This window comes from Bradyrhizobium sp. SZCCHNRI2009 (assembly GCF_032485115.1).
In the GTDB taxonomy this organism is placed as follows: domain Bacteria; phylum Pseudomonadota; class Alphaproteobacteria; order Rhizobiales; family Xanthobacteraceae; genus Bradyrhizobium.
On sequence record NZ_JAUEUH010000008.1, the window covers coordinates 349,203 to 374,582 of the forward strand.

25 protein-coding genes are annotated in these 25,380 nt (G+C 66.7%); 10 read left to right on the forward strand and 15 right to left on the reverse strand.

Annotated elements, in window-relative coordinates:
- The first annotated feature begins 6 nt into the window (after positions 1–6).
- The 3 genes from QX041_RS27205 to QX041_RS27215 all read left to right on the forward strand — a co-directional run bounded on the left by QX041_RS27205 (position 7) and on the right by QX041_RS27215 (position 4,323).
- Positions 7–1,371 (forward strand): NAD(P)-binding domain-containing protein, encoded by a 1,365-nt coding sequence (locus QX041_RS27205; RefSeq protein ID WP_315753187.1) that lies wholly within the window; start codon positions 7–9, stop codon positions 1,369–1,371.
- 27 nt (positions 1,372–1,398) lie between these two features.
- Positions 1,399–2,586, forward strand: coding sequence for an MFS transporter (locus tag QX041_RS27210; RefSeq protein WP_316167148.1), 1,188 nt, complete (start codon positions 1,399–1,401; stop codon positions 2,584–2,586).
- 162 nt (positions 2,587–2,748) lie between these two features.
- Positions 2,749–4,323 (forward strand): EAL domain-containing protein, encoded by a 1,575-nt coding sequence (locus QX041_RS27215; RefSeq protein WP_315828182.1) that lies wholly within the window; start codon positions 2,749–2,751, stop codon positions 4,321–4,323.
- A 30-nt stretch (positions 4,324–4,353) separates the two neighbouring features.
- Here the strand turns inward: QX041_RS27215 and QX041_RS27220 are convergent, their stop codons facing one another.
- A complete protein-coding gene (locus QX041_RS27220; protein WP_315828183.1) occupies positions 4,354–4,782 on the reverse strand; it encodes a CHRD domain-containing protein in 429 nt (142 codons plus the stop codon).
- A 189-nt stretch (positions 4,783–4,971) separates the two neighbouring features.
- On the opposite strand from QX041_RS27220, the gene QX041_RS27225 reads away from it, so the two are divergent.
- Positions 4,972–5,628 carry a TetR/AcrR family transcriptional regulator gene (locus QX041_RS27225; protein WP_315753189.1) on the forward strand — a complete coding sequence of 219 codons (657 nt, stop codon included), beginning with the start codon at positions 4,972–4,974 and terminating at the stop codon, positions 5,626–5,628.
- A 2-nt stretch (positions 5,629–5,630) separates the two neighbouring features.
- Here the strand turns inward: QX041_RS27225 and QX041_RS27230 are convergent, their stop codons facing one another.
- Positions 5,631–6,347 (reverse strand): GntR family transcriptional regulator, encoded by a 717-nt coding sequence (locus tag QX041_RS27230; protein WP_315828184.1) that lies wholly within the window; start codon positions 6,345–6,347, stop codon positions 5,631–5,633.
- A 174-nt stretch (positions 6,348–6,521) separates the two neighbouring features.
- On the opposite strand from QX041_RS27230, the gene QX041_RS27235 reads away from it, so the two are divergent.
- The 4 genes from QX041_RS27235 to QX041_RS27250 are packed head-to-tail and all read left to right on the forward strand — an operon-like array spanning position 6,522 to position 11,214.
- On the forward strand, positions 6,522–7,415 hold the full coding sequence (locus QX041_RS27235; RefSeq protein WP_316167149.1) for a VOC family protein: 894 nt from the start codon (positions 6,522–6,524) through the stop codon (positions 7,413–7,415).
- Positions 7,416–7,446: 31 nt separating this feature from the next.
- The gene (locus tag QX041_RS27240; RefSeq protein ID WP_316167150.1) at positions 7,447–9,003 is read left to right on the forward strand and encodes a bifunctional 3-(3-hydroxy-phenyl)propionate/3-hydroxycinnamic acid hydroxylase; all 1,557 of its coding nucleotides are present in this window, start codon (positions 7,447–7,449) and stop codon (positions 9,001–9,003) included.
- Positions 9,004–9,030: 27 nt separating this feature from the next.
- Positions 9,031–10,353: an MFS transporter gene (locus QX041_RS27245; protein WP_316167151.1), complete on the forward strand. Its 1,323-nt coding sequence runs from the start codon at positions 9,031–9,033 to the stop codon at positions 10,351–10,353.
- A gap of 9 nt (positions 10,354–10,362) precedes the next feature.
- Complete coding sequence (locus tag QX041_RS27250) at positions 10,363–11,214, forward strand: fumarylacetoacetate hydrolase family protein (RefSeq protein ID WP_316167153.1); 852 nt, start codon at positions 10,363–10,365, stop codon at positions 11,212–11,214.
- A 122-nt stretch (positions 11,215–11,336) separates the two neighbouring features.
- Here QX041_RS27250 and QX041_RS27255 read toward each other — a convergent pair whose 3' ends face one another.
- The 11 genes from QX041_RS27255 to QX041_RS27305 form a co-directional block, all read right to left on the reverse strand.
- Positions 11,337–12,920 carry a DHA2 family efflux MFS transporter permease subunit gene (locus tag QX041_RS27255; protein ID WP_316167155.1) on the reverse strand — a complete coding sequence of 528 codons (1,584 nt, stop codon included), beginning with the start codon at positions 12,918–12,920 and terminating at the stop codon, positions 11,337–11,339.
- 12 nt (positions 12,921–12,932) lie between these two features.
- Positions 12,933–14,060: an HlyD family secretion protein gene (locus QX041_RS27260; RefSeq protein WP_410051893.1), complete on the reverse strand. Its 1,128-nt coding sequence runs from the start codon at positions 14,058–14,060 to the stop codon at positions 12,933–12,935.
- 448 nt (positions 14,061–14,508) lie between these two features.
- Positions 14,509–15,201 (reverse strand): YoaK family protein, encoded by a 693-nt coding sequence (locus QX041_RS27265; protein WP_316167159.1) that lies wholly within the window; start codon positions 15,199–15,201, stop codon positions 14,509–14,511.
- 19 nt (positions 15,202–15,220) lie between these two features.
- Positions 15,221–16,624 carry an alginate export family protein gene (locus QX041_RS27270; protein WP_316167160.1) on the reverse strand — a complete coding sequence of 468 codons (1,404 nt, stop codon included), beginning with the start codon at positions 16,622–16,624 and terminating at the stop codon, positions 15,221–15,223.
- 30 nt (positions 16,625–16,654) lie between these two features.
- On the reverse strand, positions 16,655–17,545 hold the full coding sequence (locus tag QX041_RS27275; RefSeq protein WP_316167162.1) for a glyoxalase: 891 nt from the start codon (positions 17,543–17,545) through the stop codon (positions 16,655–16,657).
- A 26-nt stretch (positions 17,546–17,571) separates the two neighbouring features.
- Positions 17,572–17,997 (reverse strand): DoxX family protein, encoded by a 426-nt coding sequence (locus tag QX041_RS27280; protein ID WP_316167163.1) that lies wholly within the window; start codon positions 17,995–17,997, stop codon positions 17,572–17,574.
- A gap of 1 nt (position 17,998) precedes the next feature.
- On the reverse strand, positions 17,999–19,876 hold the full coding sequence (locus QX041_RS27285; protein ID WP_316167164.1) for an amidohydrolase: 1,878 nt from the start codon (positions 19,874–19,876) through the stop codon (positions 17,999–18,001).
- Positions 19,873–20,160, reverse strand: coding sequence for a XapX domain-containing protein (locus QX041_RS27290; RefSeq protein ID WP_316167166.1), 288 nt, complete (start codon positions 20,158–20,160; stop codon positions 19,873–19,875). The genes QX041_RS27285 and QX041_RS27290 overlap by 4 nt, the downstream gene beginning before the upstream one ends.
- Before the next feature lie 14 nt (positions 20,161–20,174).
- Positions 20,175–20,819, reverse strand: coding sequence for a hydrolase (locus QX041_RS27295; protein WP_315712755.1), 645 nt, complete (start codon positions 20,817–20,819; stop codon positions 20,175–20,177).
- Between the two features lie 27 nt (positions 20,820–20,846).
- Positions 20,847–21,359 carry a hypothetical protein gene (locus QX041_RS27300; RefSeq protein ID WP_316167167.1) on the reverse strand — a complete coding sequence of 171 codons (513 nt, stop codon included), beginning with the start codon at positions 21,357–21,359 and terminating at the stop codon, positions 20,847–20,849.
- Positions 21,360–21,374: 15 nt separating this feature from the next.
- Positions 21,375–22,199 (reverse strand): alpha/beta hydrolase, encoded by an 825-nt coding sequence (locus tag QX041_RS27305; RefSeq protein WP_316167168.1) that lies wholly within the window; start codon positions 22,197–22,199, stop codon positions 21,375–21,377.
- A gap of 140 nt (positions 22,200–22,339) precedes the next feature.
- Here QX041_RS27305 and QX041_RS27310 point away from each other — a divergent pair, with 140 nt between their 5' ends.
- Positions 22,340–23,389, forward strand: a complete 1,050-nt coding sequence (locus QX041_RS27310; protein WP_315753204.1) for an AraC family transcriptional regulator — start codon at positions 22,340–22,342, stop codon at positions 23,387–23,389.
- A 33-nt stretch (positions 23,390–23,422) separates the two neighbouring features.
- Here the strand turns inward: QX041_RS27310 and QX041_RS27315 are convergent, their stop codons facing one another.
- Together QX041_RS27315 and thiD are read right to left on the reverse strand one after the other, a co-directional pair.
- Positions 23,423–23,878, reverse strand: a complete 456-nt coding sequence (locus tag QX041_RS27315; protein WP_410051888.1) for an ester cyclase — start codon at positions 23,876–23,878, stop codon at positions 23,423–23,425.
- A gap of 105 nt (positions 23,879–23,983) precedes the next feature.
- Positions 23,984–24,784, reverse strand: coding sequence for a bifunctional hydroxymethylpyrimidine kinase/phosphomethylpyrimidine kinase (gene thiD / locus QX041_RS27320; protein WP_315753205.1), 801 nt, complete (start codon positions 24,782–24,784; stop codon positions 23,984–23,986).
- Positions 24,785–24,906: 122 nt separating this feature from the next.
- Here thiD and QX041_RS27325 point away from each other — a divergent pair, with 122 nt between their 5' ends.
- A complete protein-coding gene (locus QX041_RS27325; RefSeq protein ID WP_315712762.1) occupies positions 24,907–25,152 on the forward strand; it encodes an Lrp/AsnC ligand binding domain-containing protein in 246 nt (81 codons plus the stop codon).
- Positions 25,153–25,380: the final 228 nt, after the last annotated feature.

Consider the following 25,380-nt stretch of genomic DNA (forward strand, 5'->3'; position numbering starts at 1 on the left):
ACGTACATGACGGACGCCAAGACGGTCGCTATCATCGGCGCCGGCCCGGTCGGGCTGGCGGCAGCGGCCCATGCGCTGGCGCGCGGCCTGACCCCGGTCGTGCTGGAAGCGGGTCCGGAAGCCGCGCACGCGGTGCGGCAATGGCAGCACGTCCAGTTGTTCTCGCCGTGGAAGTACAACATCGATAGCGCGGCGGCGCGGCTGCTCGCTGCGACGGGGTGGAATTCGCCCGAGCCCGAGGTCTATCCGACCGGGCGCGAGCTGATCGAATCCTATCTCGCGCCGCTGGCGACGCGCACTGCGCTGCGCGACGTCGTCAGGACCTCGCATCGCGTCACCGCGATCAGCCGGGCCGGCTTCGACAAGGCCACGTCGAAGGGACGCGCCGATGCGCCGTTCGAGATCCGCATCCACAACGGCAAGGGCGAGGCGGCGCTGCAGGCCGACGCCGTTATCGATGTCTCCGGTGCCTGGTTCTCGCCCAACCCTGCCGGCCATAGCGGACTGCCCGCGCTCGGCGAAGCCGCGCATGCGGCGCGCATCGCCTACGCGATGCCGGACGTCCGAGGCGCGCAGCGCAGCCGTTATGCTGGCAGGACGGTCGCGGTGCTCGGCGCCGGCCACTCGGCGATCGGCACCCTGATCGACCTGGCCGCATTGGCCGAGGTCGCGCCGGGCACGCAGGCGATCTGGCTGTTGCGCGGCGACGATCCCGCGAAGGCGTTCGGCGGCGGCAGCGCCGACCAGCTCGCCGCGCGCGGCGAACTCGGCCTGGCCTTCGCCGCGCTGGTACGTTCGGGCCGCATCCGGCTCGAGCCCGGCTTCGGCGTCACGGGGATCACCGATGAGGACGGCCGGTTGCGGATCGCCGCGGACGGCGACCGCCGCATCACCGCCGACGAGCTTATCGTCGCCACCGGCTTCCGCCCCGATCTGTCGCTGCTCGCGGAGCTGCGCCTGCGGCTCGATCCCGCGATCGAGGCTCCTGTTGCGCTCGCGCCATTGATCGATCCGAACGAGCATTCCTGCGGCACGGTGCGGCCGCATGGCGCGCGCGAGCTGGCGCAGGCCGACGAGCCCGGGTTCTATCTCGCCGGCATGAAGAGCTATGGCCGCGCGCCGAACTTCCTGATGATGACGGGCTATGAGCAGGTCCGTTCGATCACCGCCGACATCGCCGGGGACAAGGCCGCCGCGCATCGTGTCGAGTTGAAACTGCCGGAGACCGGCGTCTGCACCCGCGGCGGAGTGGAGAGCATTGCAGCCCTGCCCGGCTGCTGTGGCGGACCGGCGCCATCGGGCGTAGACAGTTGCTGTGCCGATGACGCCAAAGCCAAGCTGGCTGGCCGCAGCGGCTGCGGCTGCTCATGACGCCGAGCCAAGGAGAGGTCGACGGGAATGCAGGCAAGACGGCTGGGCGTGGTCATCGCTCTCGGCACCGCCCAGACGCTGGCCTGGGGATCGAGCTACTATCTTCCCGCCATCCTCGCCGACCCGATCGCCAGGGATCTCGGCCTGTCCAACAACTGGTTCTTCGCCGCCTTTTCCGCCTCGCTGATCATCTCCGGCCTGTTGGGTCCGCGCATCGGCCGCCAGATCGACCGCGTCGGCGGCCGCCAGGTGCTGTGCGCCTCCAACATCGTGCTGGCGATCGGGCTCGCACTGCTCGGCCTGTCGCATTCGCTGTGGGTGATGGCGCTGGCGTGGCTGTGGCTCGGCGTCGGCATGGGGCTCGGCCTCTATGACGCCGCGTTCGGCGCGCTCGGGCGCATCTACGGCAAGGACGCGCGCGGCGCGATCACCGGCATCACCCTGATCGCGGGCTTCGCCTCCACCGTCGGCTGGCCGCTGAGCACATGGGGGCTCGCGACGATCGGCTGGCGCGAGACCTGCTTCGCCTGGGCGATCGCGCATCTCGTCATCGGCCTGCCGCTCAATTTGTCGCTGCCGCGGGCGACCGTGATGGCGCCCGGCGATATCCCGACGGGCAAGCCCAACATCCCGCTCGACCGCCCGATGGTGCTGATCGCGTTCGCGATGGCGGCGGCCTGGACCGTGACCGCGGCGATGGCGGTGCATCTGCCGCGGCTGATGCAGGCGTTCGGCGCGACGCCCGCGCAAGCCTTGTTCGCCGGCATGATGATCGGGCCGGCGCAGGTCGCGGCGCGCGTGTTCGAGGCCGGCTTCCTCAGCCGCTTCCATCCGCTCGCCTCGGCGCGGCTCGCCTGCATCACCCATCCGATCGGCGCCGTGACGATCGGGCTGTTCGGCGGGGGCGCCGCGGCGGCGTTCGCGCTGCTGCACGGCTCCGGCAACGGCATCCTGACGATCGCTCGCGGCACCCTGCCGCTCGCCATCTTCGGCCCCGTCAACTACGCCTACCGGCTCGGCCTGATCGGGGCCCCGTCGCGGATCTGCCAGGCCTTCGCGCCGCTGCTGTTCGGCCTGCTGATCGATGGGCTCGGCCGCGGCGTACTGATCGTGTCGGCGAGCCTCAGCCTGTCGGCGCTCGCCGCCCTGATGCTGCTGCCGGCCGAGCGCGCCGAGACGGCGGTGCCGCTCGACACCACCGACAAGGCGGCTTGAGCCGGTAGCCCTTTCTTAACCAGCTTTCTGCGCCCACCGCTCACCGTGCCGCTGCGGACGGGCATCCATGAGCGCATATACGGAAAGTTGAAGGTTGGATTGAAGGATACCCGTGGTCATACGGGGGTCATTCACGACACGATGGCATTGCAGCGCAAACACATGCTTCGCGTCGGGGCGGTGGCCGCCTGCGTCGGGATCTTCCTGGCCGGCGCCGATTTCGCCGTGACCGCGCTGATCGGCAACCAGACCGCGCGGCAGCTCAGCGAGCTCAGCAAGGTGGCGCTGCGCCGCTCCGAGGCGGCCATCGACTCGGCCGGATCGATCCTGAACCGCCTGATCGCGAAAGGTCCGATGGACTGCAGCGCCGTCGCGCTGCAGGCGCTGCGCCTTCACGTCTATCAAGGCACCATCATCAAGGACATCCGCACCGTCGACCGCGACGGCGCGGTCGAGTGTGCGGCCTATTCCGAAACGCTCGAATTCGACAATGGCTGGGCGCGGCGCGACGAGATGTTCAAGTCCGCCGACGGCGAGCTGCGGCTGTTCCGCGTCGAGCAGTTCACCGGCGCCGCGTTCGGCGTGATGCGCGACATCGACGCGCAACGGTCTCTGGCTGCGATCCTGCGCATCGATGGCAACCTGCTGGACGTGATGCCGGTCGGCCTGCGCGCCGAGAGCAACGTCACCCTGACCCTGCCCGATGGCGAGCAGGTGGCCGGCTATCATCCCGATGCATCCGCCAAGTCTCCGGCGCAGACCGTCGCGTTCACCACCGTGTCCGACCGCTATCCGCTGCAGGCCACGATCCATGTGCGGCCGCAGAGCCTGAGCACCCGCGGCGACCTCGCTTATCTCCTGACCATGCTCGCCGCCGGCACGCTGGGCGGCATGTTCGGCCTGCTGCTGGCGAGCTATCTCAGCCGGCCGGTGGACCCGGTCGCCGAGCTCGACCGCGCGCTCGCGGCCAACGAGTTCAAGCCCTACGTACAGCCGACCTTCCGACTGAAGACCGGCGACATCGTCGGCTGCGAGATCCTGGCACGCTGGGAGAAGCCGGACGGCCGGCTGATCCCGCCGATGAGCTTCATCCCGCTCGCCGAGACCACCGGCCGCATCGAGAAGCTGACCTGGCAGCTTCTCAAGACCGCCTTGCGCGAACTGCAGCCGGAGATGAAGCAGGACAAGCTGTTCAAGCTGTCCGTCAACATCACCCCGCGCCATCTGCTCGGCGACCGCTTCATCGACGATCTGCGCAAGACGGTCGCGTCGTCGTCGGTCTCTACCCGCCAGGTCGTGCTCGAGGTCACCGAGCGCGAGGAGCTCGCCGATCTCGCCAAGGCGACTGATGTCGTAAGGGAGCTCAGCGAACTCGGCTTCCGCGTCGCGCTCGACGACGTCGGCATCGGCCATAGTGGCCTGTCCTATATCCAGCGGCTCGGCGCGCGCATCCTGAAGATCGACAAGTTCTTCGTTGACGCGATCACCCGCGACCAGTCCGCCATCGTGGTGGTGCAGATGCTGGTGGCGCTGGCGCGCGAGCTCGACATGTCCGTGGTCGCCGAGGGCATCGAGCATCAGGAGCAGGTCGATGCGCTGATCGCCTGCGGCGTCGAGGAAGGCCAGGGCTACCTGGTCGCGCCGCCGCTGTCGCTCGGCCGCTTCAAGCAGTTCCTCGACGTGCGCCGGGCCTCGGCCGTTCCCGGCCAGGCCGGCGAGCCGGAACTGGCCGCGTGACGGCGAGCCCGCGCGCGTCGGGCACGCGCCTCACTGCCGGGTCATCTGTCCGCGGATCTCGCCGCCCGGATTCGCCTGGGTGTGGACGTTGGCGTACCATTTGCCGGCCAGCAGATCGGCCGCCTGCGCATCGGTGATCACGGCGGAGCCCGTGATCGGCGGCTCCGGGCTCTTGAACGGCAGCACGATGCCGGCATTCTTGCCGGGCTCGCTGGGACCGTGGAAATGCGCGCCGATCGGCGGCCCGCTGAGGCCGGAGAAGGTGACCTTCCAGCTCAGCGTCTTGGTTGCGGTGTCGAAGCTCGCTTCGGCCGCGCCCGACGCGGCGGACGCGTTCGGCGGCACCTCGTTGGCGGCCTTGAGCTCGGACTTCAAGACGACGGTTTCGGCGCGAGCCATCGGCGCGGCCGCGACGCAGACGACGGCGAGCAACGCCAAATGAACGAATGTCCGTCCCATGATTTTCCTCCTAATTCGTTATGTGCAGTTTCAGTGTTCGAGACCCCACGGGCAAGCTGATATTCCGTGGAACGCATTAACACCCCAGGCATGAGCAGCGGCCCCGGCCGCGTTGATTGAACAATCCCGACCCCTGTGCCAAACAGGACGGGAACACAAAGGCCTCGAAAGAAAGCCATGGCGGATCGAATGGTTGCTTCCAGGACGGCGCGCGGCAAGGTGGGGCGGCCTCCGCTCGAACGTGCCGGCGAGGTCGAGGAGCGCATTCTCGACGCGGCAAAGACGGTGTTCCTCGCAAACGGCTTCGAAGGCGCGAGCGTCGACGAAATCGCGCAGACCGCGCGCGCCGGCAAGCCGACCATCTACGCGCGATTTCCCAGCAAGGCCGCGCTGTTCGCGGCCGTCATCGGCCGCCAGGCCGCGCGCAACACGCAGTATGAGAACCTGGTGCCGCAGGGCCGCACCTTCCGCGCCCGGCTGATCAGCCTCGGGCTCACCTTGATCGAGCGCGCCTTCGTCGAGGACACGATCGGCCTGATGCGCACCGCGATTGCGGAAAGTCCGCGCTTTCCCGAGCTGACGCTCGAGATCCAGGACACGGCGCGCAAGCGCGCCACCTGCAATGTGAGCCACGCGATCGGCGAGCTCGCGCGCGCCGAAGGTCTCGCCGGCAAGGGCGCGTTCTCGGCCGACCGCATCGAGGACAGCGCACGGATCTTCCTCGATCTCGTCGTGTTCGCCGTGCTGATCCGCAGCCTGCTCGGCGAGGACATGCGCGCCCTGAAGAAGGAAGCCCAGGCGCATGTCGAGAAGCGCGTCGACTTCTTCCTCGCCGCGACGACGTGATCCTAAATCTTTCTGTCCTTGCGCAGCTCCGGAAAGATCGTCTCGTCCTGCAGGATCACGTCCGCGGTGCGCTGATAGTGCGCCGTGAGCAGCGCAACCGCGCGTTCGGTGTCGGCGTCGAGCACGGCGTTCACGATGTCGGCGTGCTCGTCGCCGACGGGGCGTGACGGAAACGCCTTGCGGATCGACAGCCGGCGGTAGCGATAGAGCTGGTCGGCAAGCTGGCCGCAGAACGCGATCAGCGACTGCGAGCCGCAGTTCGAGATCAGGACCCGATGATAGATCCGGTGCAGCCTCTCCCACTCCGGATTGTCCTCGAACGTTGTCGCGCTGAGCGAGCGCGGCGCGCGGCTGAGCCGATGCTGCGCCAGCACCAGTTGCTCTTCCCAATCGGGCGTCGCCGCCGCCATCGACTCGCGCAGCGCCAGCGCCTCGACCCAGCAGCGCGTCTTGGTCAGCTCGGCGAGCTCGGCGCGGCTGATGTCCTTGACGTAGAAGCCGCGCTGCTCGCGCACCTCGACCAGTCCGTCGGCAGTCAGGCGGTTGAGCGCCTCGCGCAGCGGTGTCTGCCCGGTCTGATAGGTCTCGGTCAAAAACCGCATCTGCAGCTTGCGCGACGGCGCCAGCCGGCCGGACAGCAGGTCCTCGCGCAGCCGGTCATACACATGACTCGCCTGCGTCGACGGGCCCTGCCCCTCGGCCTCCAAAACCGCATCCACGCCCGATCTCCTCTGAATCAGACGACATGTATAGAGCGAGGCTGCAGAACATAAAATTTATAAATTCTGATTGATTTCGATTTTTTATGTAATAAAAGGGACGAGCCGGTTTCGCCGGCCAGGGACAGAAACGTCGCGCGTCCTCATCCGGGCATCGCGCAGGAGGACACGCTCATGACCCGGTTTCCGGTCGCGGCTCTGCGCAGCGTCGATCTGGGCACGCCAGATCTCGCGCGTTCGGAAGCGTTCTATCGACAGACCTGGGGGCTGGAGCGCGTCGCGGAGGCCCACGGCATCGTCTACCTCCGCGCGACCGGCAGCGACCATCATGTCGTGGCGCTGCACCAGAGCGAACGCACCGAGCTGCAGGCGGTGACTTTCCGCCTCGCCGAGTCCAGCGATTTCGATGCCGTCAGCCGCAACGCCATCCATGAAGGCGCGACGCTGATCGCAGCGCCAGCGCCGAACCCCGGCCCCGACGGCGGCGTGATCATGAGCCTGCGCGGCCCCGAGGGCGGCGTGCTGCGCTTCGTGCACGGCGACATTAGGCACGACGCCAGGCCGCCGCGGCCCGAGCTCCCGGAGCGGCTCGCCCACGTCAATCTCAACAGCACCGATGTCGATCGTTCGGCGGCCTTCTACGAGAAGGCGCTCGGCTTCCGCCTGACCGACCGCTCCGCGGCGATGGCCTTCGTTCGCTGCAATTCGGACCACCATGCCGTCGTGATCGCTGCGGCGAAGGTCAACGGGCTCAACCATGTCGCCTTCCTGATGCCGACCTGGGAAGGCGTGATGCGCGGTGCGGGCCGCATGATCGATGCCGGCCATCCGATCGCGTGGGGCGTCGGACGCCACGGCCCCGGCGACAATGTCTTCGCCTACTTCATCGATCCCGTCGGGACCGTGATCGAATACACCGCCGAGGTGCTGCAGGTCGACGACGACTACGTCGTGCGCGGGCCGGAGCATTGGGTCTGGCCGCCCGGCCGCACCGATCAATGGGGCATCGCTCCGCCCAAGGCCGAGCACGTCAAGTCCGCGCAGCTCGCGGTCGGCTACGCCGCCTGACTCGTTTTCCAACTCCAGAGTTTCCAGATCCATGTCCGCCACGTCAGATCACAAGCATTTCGAGGCCGTGATCGTCGGCTTCGGTCCGACCGGCGCCATCGCCGCGAGCCTGCTCGGCATGCAGGGCATCAAAACGCTCGCGATCGACCGCGCTGTCGAGATCTACGACAAGCCGCGCGCGATCGCGCTCGATCACGGGATCATGCGGCTGTTCGACAATCTCGGTATCGCCGAACAAGTCAGCCGGTACGTCGCGCCGTTCCCGGCGTCCGAGCATTTCGGCGCCCAAGGGCAGTTGATCCGCCGCATCGACATGGTCGGCGAGCCCTATCCCCTCGGCTACACGCCGAGCATGGTGTTTACCCAGCCGCCGGTCGAGCAGGTGATGCGCGATCGTGCTCGCCGCTGTCCTTCCGTCACGGTCGAGCTCGGCACGACCCTCGTCACGATCCGGCAGGATGCGACGGCGGCGGCCGTCGTGCTGCAGCGGGCGGACGGTACAGTTCGCGAGGTCACCGCCGACTACGTGATCGGCTGTGACGGCGCCTCCAGCACCGTGCGCCAGCAGCTCGACATCAGCTTCGACGATCTCGACTTCGACGAGCCGTGGCTGGTGGTCGATCTTCTCGTAAATGACGGCGGTGTCGGCAAGCTTCCGGCCACCGCGGCCCAATTCTGCGATCCCGCGCGTCCGACCACCTACATCATCGGCCCCGGCAACCATCGCCGCTTCGAGATCATGCTGCGAGCGGGGGAAGACCGCCACGCGATGGAGCAGCCGGAGCAGGTCTGGCGTTTGCTCTCACCCTGGCTCAGGCCCGAGGACGCAACGCTGTGGCGCGCGGCAAGCTATCGCTTCCATGCGCTGGTCGCACGCCGCTGGCGCCAGGGGCGCGTCCTGCTCGCCGGCGACGCCGCGCATCAGCAGCCGCCCTTCATCGGCCAGGGCATGTGCCAGGGCCTGCGCGATGCAGCCAATCTGTGCTGGAAGCTCGCGCGCGTGTTGCGCGGCCAATCGACCGCGGCGCTGCTCGACAGCTACGAGATCGAGCGCAGCACGCATGTGCGCGAGCTGACCACGCGCATCAAGGCGATCGGCCGCGTCATCTGCGAGCAGGATCCGGAGGCCGCAGCGGCACGCGACGCGCGTATCCTTGCCGAAGGCGGCGGCGCGCCGCGCACCATCACCCGGCAGGAGATCGTGCCGCCGCTGACGCAGGGACTGCTCGCGACCAAGGCAAATGCGGCCAACGGCACGCTGTTTCCGCAGCCCTGGATCGCCGGTGATGGCGGGCGTGCCCTGCTCGATACCGTCGCCGGCACCGGATGGCGGCTGGTCCTCGACGGGCGGGGTGCGCTGAACTCGAGCGCGATCGACGCTGCGACCCGCGACGCCGGGATCAGTGTGATCGCCATCGGCGGTCACGGCCTGCACGAGGAGAGCGCCGTCGTCGCACGCTGGTTCGAACGCCACGGCTGCGGCGCCGCGCTGGTGCGACCCGACCATTATGTCTACGGCGTCGCGACGGACGCGCCAGAGCTCGCCGCGCTGCTGAGCGAGCTGAACGAACGACTGCACTCATCATAACAAGAGACTATCAAACGGGGAAACGCCATGACGACAACATCGGACACCGCCAGACCCAATGTGGGAGGACGCGCGATCGCCGTCCTCATCATGCTGTTCCTGTTCCAGACGCTGAACTTCTTCGACAAGCTGGTATTCGGCCTCTCGGCCGTGCCGATGATGAAGGAGCTGGGCTTGAGCCCGAAGGAGTTCGGGCTGATCGGCAGCAGCTTCTTCCTGCTGTTCTCGCTGTCGGGCATGGCGGTCGGCATGTTCGTCGTCGGACGCTTCCCGGTGAAATGGCTGCTCCTGATCATGGCCGGCGTCTGGTCGGCGACGCAGATCCCGATCTTCTTCTCCGGGTCGATCGCCGTGCTGGTGATCTGCCGCATCATCCTCGGCGCCGGCGAAGGGCCTGGGCTGCCGACCGCGCTGCACGCCTGCTACAACTGGTTTCCCGCCGACCGGCGCAGCGTGCCGAGCGCCGTGGTGCTGCAGGGCATCAGCGTCGGCCTCTTGGCCGGCGGTCCGATCCTGACCTATGTCATCGTGAGCTATGGCTGGCGCACCGGCTTCCTGTTCTGCGGCCTGCTCGGGCTGGCCTGGATGCTCGGCTGGTTCTTCATCGGCGGCGAAGGACCCTACTCCGCCCATGCGCCGGAGGCTGCGGCGGCCAAGGACAAGGCGTTGCCGGCGCGCGTGCTGTGGGCCGATCCGACCGTGATCGGCGTCATCATCATGTCGACCGCGTCGTACTGGATCGTCGGCATGTCCGCGACCTGGCTGCCGCCCTATCTGCAGCTCGGGCTCGGCTACAAGCAGGTCGATGTCGGCTGGATCATCTCAGGGATCTATCTGTTCCAGTCGCCGCTGCTGCTCGGCGGCTCCTGGCTGACGCAAGTTCTGCAGCGCAAAGGCTTCAGCTTGCGTGCCTGCCTCGGCCACGCCTCCGGTCTCGCGCTGCTCGCCGCCGGCTGCGCACTGCTGTTGAGCATCGTCACCTCGGGCCCGCTGCAGCTCGCCTGTATCGCGATCGCCTTCGCCGCACCGAGCCTCACCACGATCTTCGGCCCCGTCGCGCTCGGCGCCGTGGCGCCGGCGATCCAGCGCGGCCGGCTCATCGTCGTGATCTATTCCGGCAACGCGGCATCCGCGCTGGTGTCGAATGCGCTCACCGGCTGGATCGTCGGCGAGGCCGGCGGCAACGCGCCGCTTGGTTACGCCCACGCCATGACCTTCACCGCCGGCGTGCTGATCGTTGGCGCCATCTCGGCCTTCGCGCTGATCTTCCCGGAGCGCACCATCGCGCGCTTCGCGAAATCGGCGCAAGAACCGGCTTCTCCCTCCGCCGTAGCGGCGGTTTCGACCTGAGGACATCGGATGAGATTTGCAAGCTTCACCATCGACAATGCGCCGACCTGGGGACTGGTCGAGGGCACTGACATCGCCGATCTCGGTGCTATCCTGCGCGACCGCTTCCCGGATCTGAAATCGGCGATCGCAGCGGACGCGCTGAAGGAAGCGGCTGCAGCGGCCTCGGGCGCAAGGCGGTATCCGCTCTCGGCCATCAGCTTCCTGCCGGTGATTCCGAACCCGGACAAGATCCTCTGCATCGGCCTGAACTACGAGACGCACCGCAAGGAGACCGGCCGCTCCGAGGTCGAGAACCCCACGGTGTTCGGCCGCTTCGCCAACAGCCAGACCGGGCATCTCACCGACATCATCCGCCCGCGCGTCTCGACCGATCTCGATTTCGAGGGCGAACTCGCCATCGTCATCGGCAAGCCCGGCCGCTACATCCCGCGCAGCGAGGCTTGGCAGCACATCGCCGGCTATGCCTGTTACAACGAGGGCAGCGTGCGCGACTTCCAGCGCCACACCCACCAGTTCACGCCGGGGAAGAATTTTCCCGCGACCGGCGCGTTCGGCCCGTGGCTGGTCACGCCGGACGAGATCGACGATCTCGGTCCGCTGCGGCTGCAGACCCGACTGAACGGCGAGGTGGTGCAGGACGCCACGATCAGCCAGATGATCTTCGATATCCCGCGCCAGATCGAATACTGCTCGTCGTTCACCCGGCTCGAGCCGGGCGACGTGATCGCCACGGGGACGCCGGGCGGCGTGGGGTCGCGCCGAACACCGCCGCTGTGGATGAAGCCGGGCGACGTGGTGGAGGTCGAGATCGACCGCATCGGGCTGTTGCGGAACGGCATCGCCGACGAGGCGGTGTAAGCGCCCCTGATGTTCTTGACCGTCATTCCGGGGCAGCCCGTCAGGGCTGAACCCGGAATCTCGAGATTCCGGGTTCGATGCTTGCCATCGCCCCGGAATGACAGCCGAACAACAGTGCCTACTCAATGCGCCATCGCCGGCCCGCCGCCGAGCCTGACCTTGCGGAGCGTCAGCGCCAGCGGAATCGCCGACAGCGAGATCAGCATCAGCGCCCAGTAGACGTCGACATAAGCGAGCAGCGACGACTGCATCTGCACGGTCTGGCCGATCCAGGCGAGCGCCTGCTGCTGCGCCTGGACCAGCGAGCTGCCATGCGCGGTGAAGTAATTGGTCACCTGGTGCAGCGTGTCCTGATAGGCCGGATTGGATGGAATCGCATTCTCCACCAGCCGGCTCTGGTGGAACTGCCCTCGATGCGCCAGGATGTTGGCGGCCAGCGACACGCCGATCGAGCCGCCGGTGTTGCGCGCGGCGTTGATCAGCGCCGAGGCCTGGTCGGTCTTCTCAGGCGGAATGCCGTTGTAGGACGCGGTCGTGATCGACAGGAAGATCAGCGGCAGGCCAATTCCGATCAGCATGCGGGATTCGGCGAAGAACCAGAAATCCACATTGGCGTAGACCCGGGTGAGGTCGTACATCGCGAACGCCACGACGGCCGCGCCCGTCATGATCATGTATTTCGGCTGCACCTTGCCCGAGAGGCGTCCGACGACGAACATCATCGCCATCGTGACGAGGCCGCCCGGCGACAGCACGAGGCCGGCCCAGGTGGCGGTGTAGCCGAAATCCTGCTGCACCATCTGCGGCAGCATCTGCGTGGTGCCGAGCAGGATCGCGCCGGTCGCCAACATCACCAGGAAGCTGGCGCCGAACTGGCGCGACGCCAGCATGCGGACATCGACCGTCGGATTTTTCTGGTTCATCTCCCACGGGATCATGGCGATGAAGGCCGCGACGCAGACCGCGGCGGTCACCATGATGAATCGCGAGTCGAACCAGTCGTCCTCCAGGCCCCGGTCCAGCATCAGTTCGAGCGCGCCGAGAAATGTCGCGACCAGCACGAAGCCGACCACGTCAAAGCCATGCGCCTGCTTGCGCCGCTCGGCCGTGACCTCTTCAGGCTCCTTGAGGATGAGCCCGATCAGGATCATCGCGGCGACGCCGACGGGGCCGTTGATCAGGAAGCACCAGTGCCAGGAGACGTTGTCGGAGAGATAGCCGCCGAGCGTCGGACCGACGACGGGCGCGACCACGACGGCGACGCCGAACAGCGCGAACGCCTGGCCGCGCTTTTCCGGCGGGAAGGAGTCGGCGAGGATCGATTGCGCCACCGGCACCATGCCGCCGCCGCCGAGGCCCTGCATGATCCGGAACAGCAGCAGCACCTGCAAATTCCAGGCGAAGCCGCACAGCACCGAGCTCAAGGTGAACAGGCCGAGGCACAGCAGGAAGAAGGTCTTGCGGCCGAAGCGCTTGGCGAGATAGCTCGAGGCGGTCAGGATGATCGCGTTGGACACGAGATAGGTCGTCACCACCCAGGAGGATTCGTCCTGGCTGACGCCCATGCCGCCGGCGATATAGGGCAGTGCGACGTTGGCGATGGTGGTGTCCAGCACCTCCATGAAGGTCGCGAGCGCCACCAGCACCGCGATGATCCACGGACTGCCTGCGGATCGCGACGCGGCGAGAGGAGCAGCCTCACTCATGGCCGACCTCTCTCACAGCACGGCCTTCAGCCGCTCATAGAGCGACGGCTTGGGATCGACGCGAACGGTCGGCACCACCGACATGCCCGGGCCGAGCGCGACGTCCGTCGGCGGATCGTCCATGTCGATCTTGACCGGCACGCGCTGCACGATCTTGACGTAGTTGCCGGTCGCATTCTGCGGCGGCAGCAGCGAGAATGCCGGGCCCGAGCCGGACTGCACGCTCGCGACGTGGCCGCGGATCTCGCGCTCCGGATAGGCATCGATCTCGAGGGTCACGGGCTGGCCGGGTCGCATCTCGTCGAGCTGGGTTTCCTTGAAATTGGCGGTCACCCAGACGTCATCGGGCACGAACATCGAAAGCGCCGTCCCTTGTGCCGCGAACTGACCATCGGCGGCGCTGAGATTGACAATGCGGCCGGACTGCGCCGCGGTCACGGTCGTGTACGACAGATTGAGCTGGGCCTGGTCGCGCTGGGCCTGCGCCTGAGCGAGATTGGCGTCGGCGCTCTCGTGCTGCGCCTTCAGCGACTCCAACTGGCGTTGCGCGACCGAGAGGTTGGCCTGCGCCGAGGTCAGCGCCGCCTTCTGCTGCTGGAGCTGCGATGTGTATTGCTGCTCGCTCTGCACCGTGCCGGAGCCGGTGCGGGCGAGGTCCTGATAGCGCTTGGCCTGCTGCTCTGCGAAGGTCAGCCCGGCCTGGGCCTGCTCGACCTGGGCCTGGCCCGCGGTGATCTGCGCCTGCTGCACGTCGATCTGCGCATCGATGTTGCGGATCGCCGCCTGCGCCGACTTCACCTGCGCATCGGCCTGCGCCAGCGCGGTCTTGTAGTCGCGATCGTCGATGCGCGCGATCACGTCGCCGGCCTTGACGTGCTGGTTGTCGGTGACCGGAACGGCGGTGATGTAGCCGGAGACTTTCGGCGCAATAGAGAACTGGCGGGCCGCGATGAAGGCGTCGTCGGTGGTCTCATAGTGACCGGCCGCATCGTAGTAGACGTAGCCGCCGGCGCCGACGGCGAGCAGCAGCACGAGACCCAGCGCTGCCCCAAGCGGATGCCGCCGGATCAGGCTCCTCCGGGACCTCTCCTGGCGCTGCCCGTGCTCCGTCGGCGACGGGCCGGGCTCCGCCGCCGGCATCTTGGCCTCGACCTGCTGCCGAGGCTCGCCGGAGGCCCGCCCGCGCCATTGCTGCACGGCCCGATCGCGGGCCGAGACCGCCGGATCGTCGTTGGCCGCCGATGGGACCTCGGCCGATGACAGAGCTTGCTGTGTCATCACGTCTCCTTGAATAGAACGGAACCGTTTCGTTTCTAGAATTGGGGGTGAGGCAGGTGGGACGCAATGGCGAGCCGCGATGCGGACGGCTAAACTTTTCGTCATTGAAGGCCGCCGGCGCGCGTTCCGCTGCGCCTTCACCGCGGTCCGCCGTCAGCAACGTCAACTGCGTTCCGCCGCCGCGGTTGCAGTCTCACGTCATCGCGATGGCTCGATGAACTCGGGCAAATACAACACGCGCACACGGCTGCCGCCGACGGCGCCGGCACCGCACGTCCGGCCGGCGCGGCACCGGCCCCTGACGGCGTTCTCAGCGCGCCGGCTCCGGCCCGGCGAGACTCACGCCAAGCGCCAGCGCGGCAATGACCGGCGGCACGACGAAGCACCAGCTGCCCAGCCGCACGAACAGCAGCGCGGCGGCGCCGCAGCCGAGCGCAAAGGCGAGCACGTTGATGGCCATCTGCATGAGCCGCGCCGGCGGCGGCGCCTGGCCCTTGTCACCGACATAGATCCTGTCGGCGAGATCGATCATCACCTGCGTCGTGGTGCCGGTCATCAGGGTCGAAGGCGGCGAACTCGGCAGATGGATCCGGTGCACGGCATTCTGGATCGCCATCGCCGCGACCAGCACCATGCCGGTGATGATCGCCTCGCGGCTGTCGCCGTCATGGAACGGGCCGAAATGGATGGCGAGCACGGCGCCGAGGACGAGCAGCACCAGCTTGACGCCGATCAGGATCTCGAAAGCGCGTGACCACCGCCGGGACAGCAAGGTCCCGGTCAGCCGCGTCGCGATCACGACCACGCAGAACACCGGCAGCGCCAGCAGCTTGGCGGTCGCGCCCGAGGTCCCGAGCGCCAGCGCCGCGCCAAACGTCACGAAGTTGCCGGTGACATGCGCCGTGAACAGGCCCTGCAGCGCCAGGAAGCCGGCGGTGTCGACATAGCCGGCATTGACGCTGAGCAGCAGCGGCACCACGTTGCGGGACTCGAATTGCGACATGTCGTCCTACTTTCATTGCTCAGAGCGCGTATTTCAATTCGATGCCGATGTAGTCGGAGTCATGGCCGCCGGCGCGGCGCAGCGTCTCGCCGATCTCATAGTGCACGGCTTCCAACGCTCCGGTGAGGTTGGCGTTGAAGCGATAGTCGGCGCGCAACTGCGCATAGACGCCGGACCACGAGCTGCCCTGCCCCGCGGTGCCGGCGACCGCGACATTGGGCTGGACGTAGATCGCGTCCGCATCGGTCACGCGCCATTGCAGGCCGATCGCGGCCATGAATGACAGCGCGGCGGTCGGCTTCACCGTCAGCGACGGCTTGAGATGGATCAGGTTGGTGTAGCCGGTGAAGCCGGCCAGCGTGAAGTAATAGCCGTTCGGGAACAGCGGATTGAACGTCTCGACCCTGTTGTCGCCGGGATGGCGGTCGCCGGAGGCGCCGTCGAGCTGAAGGCCGATGCGCGGCTGCCAGGCGAGGTCGGCGAAGGTGTAGCCGGCGCGGGCGCCGGCGCCCCAGGCGCGGATCTGCTTCGCCCCGACCGAGCCCGCCTGCCCCATCGCCTCGAGATCCCAGTCGAAGCCCGCGAGCTTGCCGGCGAAGCGGATGTCCAGCACGTGGCGCTGCTCGAGGCCGGCTGCGTCGAGGAAACGCGCATTGTCGCGCTGATAGTAGGAATAATACGACGACAACTCGTTGGTGCCGAGCACCTGGCGCTCGACGCGGAAGGTGTGGAACAGGAACGATCCGTTCGACGTGTCGTCGAACGGACGCACCAGATTATATTGCACCGGCTGGCTGACGAAGCCGATGAAGCGCCATGGGCCGCTTTCCCAGTCGGCCCACAGCGCATCGAAGGACTGGCGCACGTTCGGTCCGTCGCGCGACGACACGAAGCGCTGCAGGTCGAAGTCGAAATCCTGCCGCCCGACCCGGGCCTTGAACGTGCCGCTGTCCGTCGTATTGACATAGGCGAGGAAGGCGAGCCGGAGGTCGAGCGGGTCCTGGTCGACGGACGTGATCTTGGCCTTGCCGAAGGCACGGTCGTCCTCCAGCTGGACGAACAACTGCCAGTTCTCGTTGAGATGTGCGTCGGCATGGATCTGCAGCCGTTGCAGGACATGCTGATCGGGTCGCGTTCCACCGATGCCGAAGCTCGCGGCATCCAGGCTCTCGAACCGCTCGCGCAGGTTCATGCCGAACGAGACGTAGCTCTGCGGATGGTCCTGCTGCAGCGGGATGTACTTGATCGGATCTGATGGCGCCGCGCGCAGCGCCGGATCGGCCAGCACCGACCAGTCCTCCTGCCAGCGGTTGGTGCGGATCGCCGGACGCGAGGCGTTGTCCTCGGCGAAAGCTGGCGTGGCTGCACACAGCGCGCTGAGCAGCGTACTCGCGACCAGGGTCTTTCTCAGGAGCCACGCCATCCATGACCTCTCAGGAATCGCCGCAGCATCCTACTTCAATGGCGCATGAATCTCCGCGACATAGCCGCCGGGAAACTGCACCACCGCCTGCTCGCGCCTGTCCGAGTTGAACGGCTCGACCAGCACAGTGGCGCCCGCTGCTTTTGCCTTGTCCAGGGTCGCCTTGAGATCAGTCACCTCGTAGCCGGTCGTCTCGCGTCCGAACGGATACGGCAGATGGCCGTCGGTGACGAGCACGGTCATGCCGCCGAACACCGACGCGATGCGGATGCGCCGATAGTGATCATTCGGACGGCCGATCTCGACGCCCGGCGCCCTGGTGTCATCGGAGATGACCTTGCCCTTGGAGAAGCGCAGGAAGGCGCGCGTGAAGGTCTCGGCGCGGTCGGCTGACACATAGACGCGATTCTCCGGAACGGTGTCGAACGCCGGATAGGACGGCTTGGTCGTGTGCCAGTACAGCTGCATGTTGACGCCGCCCGGCCATTGGATCACGGCATCACGTCCGATCGGATCGGGGAATGGCGCGACCAGCACGTCGGCGCCGGCGGCCTTGGCCGCCTCGATCGCCGCGTCCAGATCGGTGACCAGATAGCCGGTGCGTTCGGCCCCGAACGGATACGGAATTCCGGTCTTGAAGCCGAACAGCGAGACCGTGCCGACTGGCGTCTGCAACAGCTGCGAGGTCGTGCTGCTCGGAGCAGGCGTCACCGTCGCAACCACCTGCTTGGTGCTCTGGCCGCCGAAGGTGGCGAGGAAGCTGGTGGCGAACTTCTCGACGTCGTCCGGCGCGACATAGACATGCGTGGTGTCGTATTGCGCGCCCACGCCGATCAGCGGCGCCGCGTCCTTGGCGAACGCGGGCGCGGCGAGCAGCGTGGTGGCGATGACGGCGCCGAGCAGATGACAGGAACGGACCATGACGACCTCGAATGAGCAGATGTGGATCAAGCGCGGTGCGTGCGCCAGGAGATGATCGAGACGAGCACGAGGCCGGCGATCAGGCCGAGATGCTCGAAGAAGGCGTTCAGCGCCATGAACCGGTCATGGCCGGACATGTGCCAGAAATCATTGGCGGCGAGCATCGCAACGAGCGTGAGCACGCCGAGCGCGCCGGCGCCGAGCCAGACGAACCGGTTCGCGATGACGAGCACCGAGCCGATCAGCTCGACGGCGATCGCGGCCGCCGCCCACGGCTCCGCTGGCTGCAGGCCGAAATGCGCCTGCTCGGCAATCGCGCTTGGGAAGTCCATGAACTTCTGGACGCCGCCGATCAGATAGGCTGAAACCAGCGCGACCCGCGCCGCGTGCCACAGCCAGCGCCAGTCGAGCACCGCGGCGATCGGCCGTGGCGTGTCGGACATCCCCGCCATCTCAGACCGCCCAGCAGGCGCAGCCGAGCGCACCCCAGAAGCTCTTGAGATCGGAGACCGGCAGGCTGGAGGACCATGCCCGCGCGTGGTCATGGCCATGCACGCCGCATGCGCTGGCGCAGCCGCACATCTGCATCGCCTGGGCGCGGACGCCGCCGTGATCGTCCTTCTCCAGCCAGGCGCCGTAGCCGCCGAAGCGGCGCACCGGCGACCACTCCGGCATGGCCGGCGGCGGAGCGGCGTCGTCCAGCGGCTTGAACGCGGCGGCGGCGTAGACGATGCGGCCGCCGACCATGGTGAGGTCGCTGGTGATATCGGCGATCTCAGCCTCCGCACAGGAGAAGAAGTCGCGATCCGGCACGATCAAATCGGCGAACTGCCCGACCGCAATGCGGCCCTTCCTGCCTTCTTCGTTGGAGAACCAGGTGACGTTCTCGGTCCACATCCTGAGCGCGGTCTCGCGATCGAGGCAGTTGCGCTGCGGATACAGCCGCAGGCCACCGACGGTGCGGCCGGTCACCAGCCACGACAGCGACACCCAGGGGTTATAGGAAGCGACGCGGGTCGCGTCGGTGCCGGCGGAGATCTTGACGCCCTTGTCGAGGATCTTCTTCACCGGCGGCGTCGCCTCGGCCGCGCCGAAGCCGTAGCGCTCGACGAAGTACTCGCCCTGATAGGCCATGCGGTGCTGCACGGCGATGCCGCCGCCGAGCGCCGCGATGCGGTCGATCGATTGGTCCGAGATCGTTTCGGCATGGTCGAAGAACCAGTGCAGACCCTCGAGCGGCGTATCCTGGTTGACCGTCTCGAACACGTCGAGCGCGCGCGAGATGGTCTCGTCATAGGTCGCGTGCAGCCGCCACGGCCACTTGTTCTGGACCAGGATGCGCACGACCTCCTCGAGCTCGCCTTCCATCTCGGCCGGCATGTCCGGCCGCGGTACGCGAAAATCCTCGAAATCGGCGGCAGAGAACACCAGCATCTCGCCGGCGCCGTTGTGGCGGAAATAGTCGTTGCCCTGCTTGTAGGTCGAGCTCTGCGTCCAGCGCAGGAAGTCGTCTCTCTCGCCCTTTGGCTTCTGGGTAAACAGATTGTAGGCGAGCCGGATCGTGAGCTGGCCGTCATCGGCCAGCTTCTGGATCACGGCGTAGTCGTCCGGATAGTTCTGGAAGCCGCCGCCGGCATCGATCGCACCGGTGACGCCGAGCCGGTTCAGCTCGCGCATGAAGTGCCGCGTCGAGTTGAGCTGATAGTCGAACGGCAGCTTTGGACCCTTGGCCAGCGTCGCGTAGAGAATCGCCGCATTCGGCTTGGCGAGCAGCAAGCCGGTCGGATTGCCCTGTGCGTCACGCGCGATCTCGCCGCCCGGCGGCTGCGGCGTATCCTTGTCGTAGCCGACGGCACGCAGCGCGGCGCCGTTCAGGATGGCGCGGTCGTACAGATGCAGCAGGAACACGGGCGTGTCGGGCGCGACGGCGTTGAGCTCGTCAATCGTCGGCAGGCGCTTTTCGGTGAACTGATGCTCGGTGAAGCCGCCGACCACGCGCACCCATTGCGGCGGCGGTGTGATGGCGACCTGGGCCTTGAGCATCGCCATCGCGTCCGCGAGCGAGCGCACGCCGTCCCAGCGCAGCTCCATGTTGAAGTTGAGCCCGCCGCGGATGATGTGCAGGTGATTGTCGATCAGCCCCGGCAGCACGCGACGGCCCTTGAGATCGATGATCTTCGTTCGGGGACCGGCGAGCTTCATCACGTCCTGCTCGTGGCCGACCGCGGTGAAGGCGCCGTCCTTGATCGCCACCGCGCTCGCCGTGGGATTGGACCGATCGAGCGTCGTGAACAGGCCGTGATGGAGGATGAGATCGGGGTAATCGCTCATGAGGCCTTCTCATTCTGCACAGTAGAATTGGTCGTCTCTGCCCGGCCGTGGTGGCCAGGCAGCAGGCCGAAGATGTGCGTGGCGCAGGCCGCCTTCTGCCACGCGGCAGCAAGCGTGGTCCCGTTCAGGAGCTGCCTGCCCACGGGGATCACCTGCTCTCCGATGAGGATGCCGAGAAGGCCGACCAGCGCCACCAATGGCGGCGCCGGCGAGCGGACCTGAAGCAGGCTGTAGATCACGCCGACCAGCAGCCCTGCCCCGAGCGAAAACAGATAGATCTTCATCGTTCGTCCCGGGACTACTTGGCCCCGCCCTCCGAGGCGTGCTCTCCAAGCGCCCATTTGGAGAAGCGGATCTGGATGCCGTAGGGCGAATGCGCCTTCAGGATCTCCATCATGCCGTCATAGGTCTCGGCACGCGCCCAGTCCTGCTGCAGCTCGAAGGCGAACTGGCACGAGGTGATCGGCACCGCGCCGGCCTGCACCGCGCGGTCCATCGCCCTGTTGTGCGCCTCGAGCGACAGGTCGCCGCAGGCATCGGCCGGGATGTAGATCTCATAGCCTTCGCGCAGCATGTCGAGCGTCGGGAACAGCACACAGGCCTCGGTCCAGAGTCCCGCGATGATGAACTTCTTGCGACCGGTGGCAGCGACCTGCTTGCGGAAGCCGGCATCGAGCCAGGAGTTCATCGCCGTGCGGTCGACGATGTCGTGCTCTGGAAACAGCTCGGTCACCTCTGGCATGAAGGGACCGGAGAACGAGTCCTTGGCGACCGTGGTGAGCACGGTCGGAATCTTGAACAGCTTGGCCGCCTTGGCGACGATCTGGATGTTGTTGAACACGCCGAGGCGGTCATGAGACTGCACGCCCTGATACATCGCGGGCTGATAGTCGATCAGCGCCACGGCGCAGTTCTGCGGGGTCAGCATTTCGAGCTTGGACACGAGGTTCTCCTTGAAGGGTCGAATCGATCAGGTGAGAGAAGCTCGCGGCGCCAGCGTGGTTGGCGCGAAACGCCGCCACGAGAAGACACCGAAAGCAATGAACAGAGCGAGCGTGACGAGCTGAGCTGCGGCGAACGGCGGCTCGCTCTGCGTCGGCGCCAGGACATTGAGCACGCCGATCTTCTGGAACGACTGCACGATCGCGACGAAGACGTTGAGATAGAGCGAGAGCAGCGCGGTGACGACGTAGACCCGTCGCCACCATCCCGACAGCGCGAACGCATAGAGTGCGGCGCTGGCCGCAATCAACAGCGCGAGCACGATGATGCCGATGATGCGCGGCGGGTCGAGACCGAACGGCGGCAACGGAAAGCCGGTCACGCCGGTGAGGAAGGTCGTGACCAGGAACAGCGCCGCCCAGGCCGCCAGATGGCGGCCTGCCATCATGCCGGCGAGCATGACGAGCCCGGTCGCGATTCCGATCAGGCTCAGCACCACGTGGATCTGAAGAAACAGGGCCGTCGGAATTCCCCAGGTCATGCAAGCCTCCTCTGATCAGCCCTTGATGAAGGACAGCAGGTCGGCGTTGATGGTCTCCGCCTCCGTGGTCGGCATGCCGTGCGGAAAGCCCTTGTAGGTCTTCAGCACGCCGTTCTTCAGTAGCCTGGCCGACAGCGGCGCGGAATCCGCGTAAGGCACGATCTGGTCGTCCTCGCTATGCATGACCAGCACCGGCAAGGTGATCTTCTTGAGATCCTCGGTGAAGTCGGTCTGCGAGAAGGCGACGACGCCGTCGTAGTGCGCCTTGGCGCTGCCCATCATGCCCTGCCGCCACCAGTTCTGGATCACGGCCTCGGACGGCTTGGCGCCGGGCTTGTTGTAGCCGTAGAACGGCCCAGCGGCGACGTCGCGATAGAATTCCGCGCGGCGCGTGGCGACCTGGGTCTGAAAGTCGTCGAACACCGACTTCGGCAGCCCGCCCGGATTGGCCGCGGTCTGCAGCATCAGCGGCGGCACCGCGGCGATGATGGCAGCCTTGGCCGCGCGGCTCTCGCCATGGCGCGCGAGGTAATGCACCACCTCGCCGCCGCCCGTGGAATGGCCGACATGGATCGCGCGCTTGAGATCGAGATGCGCGGTCAAGGCCGCGAGATCGTCGGCATAGTGGTCCATGTCGTGACCGTCGGCGACCTGGGCCGAACGACCATGGCCGCGGCGATCATGGGCGATGACGCGAAAGCCGTGATTGAGGAAAAACAGCATCTGCGCATCCCAATCATCCGCTGACAGCGGCCAGCCATGGCTGAACACGATCGGCTGGCCGGAGCCCCAATCCTTGTAGTAAATCTCTGTGCCGTCATTGGTTTTCAGAACGGGCATGATTTTCTCCTGCGCGCCAGCCATGCGGTCGCACCAACGAATTTCGTGTCGCGATCGCCAATACCCGGTGCTATGCAATCTCATGTGCATCTGCACAATGACCCGAGGAGGCCAAAGCACTGGCCCCAGAAGGCCAAGGGATGGCTCAGCAGATTCGAACCACATCGTCGTCCTGGATGCGCGGCGTCGCGACGACGCTGAACGAGCAAGGTCTGGATGCGGCTGCGCTGTTCGCCGACGTAGGCCTCTCGATCGACGATCTCGACGATTGCGATCGCCGCTGGCCGACCGAGGCGCTGAGCCGGTTGTGGATGCTGGCGGCCGAGCGTTCGGGCAATCCGGACATCGGGCTGGCAAAGCTCGATGCGCCGCGACCTGACAACTATGGCGTCGCCGGCTATGCCATGATGTCGAGCCCCACGCTCCTCGCCGGGCTGACGCGACTGATCCGCTACATGTGCCTGGTGAGCGACGCGGTGACCATCACGCTCGAGCAGGGCAATGGCGGCCGTTGGGTGCGGACCGACGTGTTCGGCGGTGAATGCCCGATTCCGCGGCAGCGCTATGACTACGGCGTCGTCAATCTGCTCAATCTATGCCGGTGGATGCTGGATCGTCCGCTGACGCCGCTCGCCACGCGTTTCTCGCATGCGGTGCCGCTGTCGATCGCGTGCTACAACAGGGCGTTCCAATCCCCACTCGAATTCGATGCGCCATTCAACGGCTTCCTGGTGTCGGATCAGGATCTCGCCTGCAAGCTGACGACCTCGGCGCCCGAGCTTTCGGCAATCCACGATCGGATCGCCGACGAGGCGCTGGAGCGTCTGGTCAAGGCCGACACTGCGTATCGCGCCCGCGCAGCGATCGTCAGGCTGCTGCCCGACGGCAGCCCGCTGCGCTCGGCCATCGCAGCCGAGCTGGGCTTGAGCGACCGAACCTTCCAGCGCCGGCTGGCGGACGAAGGCCTCTCCTTCAGCGATCTCGTCGACGATGTCAGGCGCGAGCTCGCCCAGCGCCATCTCGCCGATTTCCGCATGACGCTCACCGACATCGGCTATCTGCTCGGCTATGCCGACCAGAGCACCTTCTTCCGCGCATCCAATCGGTGGTTCGGCGAATCACCGGGCGAATACCGCTCGCGGCTGATGGAGGGCGTGCGGCGGGAAGTCGCTGTCGCGCGCGGACCATGATCCGCCGGCGGGAGACGCCTTCAGGCGCGTTCTTCAGAACATCCCGTTGGGATTGGCCGACTGCTCGGGAACGGGCTGAACCGAATCCCAATGCTCCTCGATCTTGCCGTCCTTGAGACGGAAGATGTCGACGATGGCGTTGCCGCGTGTGCCGGGCTCGCGGACGGCGTGAACGCGCAGCACGACGAAGTCGCCGTCGACATGCACCTGCGTGATCCTGCTGTGCGACTGTGGAAATTTGGCCTTCAGAAATTCGATGAACTTGCGAAATCCCTCCGGGCCGTCCTCGGCATTCGGATTGTGCTGGATGTAGGTGCCGAGATATTTCGACGCCGCCTCGAAATCCTTGCGATTGAGGCCCTGCTCATAGAAGTCGAGCACGATCTCCTTGTTGCGCTCCTCCTGGGCCGAATAGGCCCGCTGAGCCAGCACCGGTGTTACGACCGTGGCGAACAGCACCGCGGCCACCGCGGCGAAACGCGTCATCATTCCGTCATCTCCCCCGGGGCGCAGACATGATGCCCACTCCAGCTATTTCGGCTGTCGCCAGCTAAGCGGACTTCCCACGGGAAGTGACCTCAAAGATGAGTGACCTCAATAATAGCGGTGGAGATGATGCACCGGGCCGTGGCCGTGTCCGACCGTGAAGCGATCGGCAGCCGCGATCGCGCCGGAGATGAAGGCCTTGGCGTTGCCTACGGCCGCCTCGAGGCTCTCCCCCTTCGCCAGCCCTGCGGCCACGGCCGACGACAGCGAACACCCCGTGCCGTGGGTGTTCTTCGTGTCGATGCGCGGCGACGGCAATGGGATGCTGGTTGCTGATGTGATCAGGTAATCGGTGCTGTCGGCGCCCTGCCCGTGGCCGCCCTTGATCAGCACGGCCGGACAGCCGAGCGCGAGCAGCCGGCGGCCTTGCGCCGCGATCGCCTCGTCCGAGGTCGCGACCGGCTCGTCCAGCAGCGCGGCCGCCTCGGGCAGGTTCGGCGTGATCAGCGACGCCCGCGGGATCAGCCCGCGGCGCAACGCGTCGATCGCATCCTCCGGCAACAGCCGCGCGCCCGAGGTTGCGACCATCACCGGATCGAGCACCACGTGCCGCGGCCGCCAGCGCGCGAGGCTTGCCGCAATGGCGTCGGCAATCGGCGCCTGCGCCACCATGCCGATCTTGACCGCGCCGACGGCGAGGTCATCGAACACCGCATCGATCTGCGCGGCGACGAAATCGGGCGGCACCAGATGCACGCCGGTCACGCCCCTGGTGTTCTGGGCGGTCAGCGCCGTCAGCACCGAGGCGCCATAGACGCCGAGCGCCGCGAAGGTCTTGAGGTCGGCCTGGATACCGGCTCCCCCGGAGGAATCCGAACCGGCGATGGTGAGTGCGACGGGGGTGCTCATGCCCCCTTCCTAGCGCGGGCCGGCCGCGCCCGGCAAGCAGGCCGGCCCACCGGAGAAAGCGTATCGACTTCGTCGGAAAACGCTATATTGAGGCGAAAGATGCCTTCCGGAGACAGCCCGCAATGGTTCCCTTCTTCGTCCAGATCAAGTGCAAGCTTGGCCAGTCCTACACGGTCGCCAATGCGCTGGCGGAAGCCGAGATCGCCTCCGAGATCTACTCGACGGCGGGAAATTACGACCTGCTGGTGAAGTTCTACGTCGACAATGCCACCGACATCGGCCACTTCGTGAATGAGAAGGTCCAGATCCTGCCCGGCATTCAGGACACCCACACCATCATCACGTTCAAGGCCTTCGGCGCCACCTGACGAGGCGCTTTCTCACCCGGCGCGGCCTGCCCGTCGGGCGCCTGCCTCAACACCTGCCTCACGACAAAGGCGCCCGTCGTGACCGACGGGCGCCGAGGTCCTGAAAATGGGTCAAGCATGGTTTCGTCATGAAAGACGGTGGCGGCCGGAGACCGTTGTCCGCCAATTCGCACCAGTGGGCCGGAAAGCCGGACCTTTCGATCGTGAGGGGCAATGGGGGGACCGTCG

Coding starts and splice junctions, on each gene's coding strand:
- QX041_RS27205 (WP_315753187.1), top strand. CDS start 7: ATGACGGACGCCAAGACGGTCGCTATCATCGGCGCCGGCCCGGTCGGG.
- QX041_RS27210 (WP_316167148.1), top strand. CDS start 1,399: ATGCAGGCAAGACGGCTGGGCGTGGTCATCGCTCTCGGCACCGCCCAG.
- QX041_RS27215 (WP_315828182.1), top strand. CDS start 2,749: ATGCTTCGCGTCGGGGCGGTGGCCGCCTGCGTCGGGATCTTCCTGGCC.
- QX041_RS27220 (WP_315828183.1), bottom strand. CDS start 4,782: ATGGGACGGACATTCGTTCATTTGGCGTTGCTCGCCGTCGTCTGCGTC.
- QX041_RS27225 (WP_315753189.1), top strand. CDS start 4,972: ATGGTTGCTTCCAGGACGGCGCGCGGCAAGGTGGGGCGGCCTCCGCTC.
- QX041_RS27235 (WP_316167149.1), top strand. CDS start 6,522: ATGACCCGGTTTCCGGTCGCGGCTCTGCGCAGCGTCGATCTGGGCACG.
- QX041_RS27240 (WP_316167150.1), top strand. CDS start 7,447: ATGTCCGCCACGTCAGATCACAAGCATTTCGAGGCCGTGATCGTCGGC.
- QX041_RS27245 (WP_316167151.1), top strand. CDS start 9,031: ATGACGACAACATCGGACACCGCCAGACCCAATGTGGGAGGACGCGCG.
- QX041_RS27250 (WP_316167153.1), top strand. CDS start 10,363: ATGAGATTTGCAAGCTTCACCATCGACAATGCGCCGACCTGGGGACTG.
- QX041_RS27255 (WP_316167155.1), bottom strand. CDS start 12,920: ATGAGTGAGGCTGCTCCTCTCGCCGCGTCGCGATCCGCAGGCAGTCCG.
- QX041_RS27260 (WP_410051893.1), bottom strand. CDS start 14,060: ATGCCGGCGGCGGAGCCCGGCCCGTCGCCGACGGAGCACGGGCAGCGC.
- QX041_RS27265 (WP_316167159.1), bottom strand. CDS start 15,201: ATGTCGCAATTCGAGTCCCGCAACGTGGTGCCGCTGCTGCTCAGCGTC.
- QX041_RS27270 (WP_316167160.1), bottom strand. CDS start 16,624: ATGGCGTGGCTCCTGAGAAAGACCCTGGTCGCGAGTACGCTGCTCAGC.
- QX041_RS27275 (WP_316167162.1), bottom strand. CDS start 17,545: ATGGTCCGTTCCTGTCATCTGCTCGGCGCCGTCATCGCCACCACGCTG.
- QX041_RS27280 (WP_316167163.1), bottom strand. CDS start 17,997: ATGGCGGGGATGTCCGACACGCCACGGCCGATCGCCGCGGTGCTCGAC.
- QX041_RS27285 (WP_316167164.1), bottom strand. CDS start 19,876: ATGAGCGATTACCCCGATCTCATCCTCCATCACGGCCTGTTCACGACG.
- QX041_RS27290 (WP_316167166.1), bottom strand. CDS start 20,160: ATGAAGATCTATCTGTTTTCGCTCGGGGCAGGGCTGCTGGTCGGCGTG.
- QX041_RS27300 (WP_316167167.1), bottom strand. CDS start 21,359: ATGACCTGGGGAATTCCGACGGCCCTGTTTCTTCAGATCCACGTGGTG.
- QX041_RS27305 (WP_316167168.1), bottom strand. CDS start 22,199: ATGCCCGTTCTGAAAACCAATGACGGCACAGAGATTTACTACAAGGAT.
- QX041_RS27310 (WP_315753204.1), top strand. CDS start 22,340: ATGGCTCAGCAGATTCGAACCACATCGTCGTCCTGGATGCGCGGCGTC.
- QX041_RS27315 (WP_410051888.1), bottom strand. CDS start 23,878: ATGATGACGCGTTTCGCCGCGGTGGCCGCGGTGCTGTTCGCCACGGTC.
- thiD (WP_315753205.1), bottom strand. CDS start 24,784: ATGAGCACCCCCGTCGCACTCACCATCGCCGGTTCGGATTCCTCCGGG.
- QX041_RS27325 (WP_315712762.1), top strand. CDS start 24,907: ATGGTTCCCTTCTTCGTCCAGATCAAGTGCAAGCTTGGCCAGTCCTAC.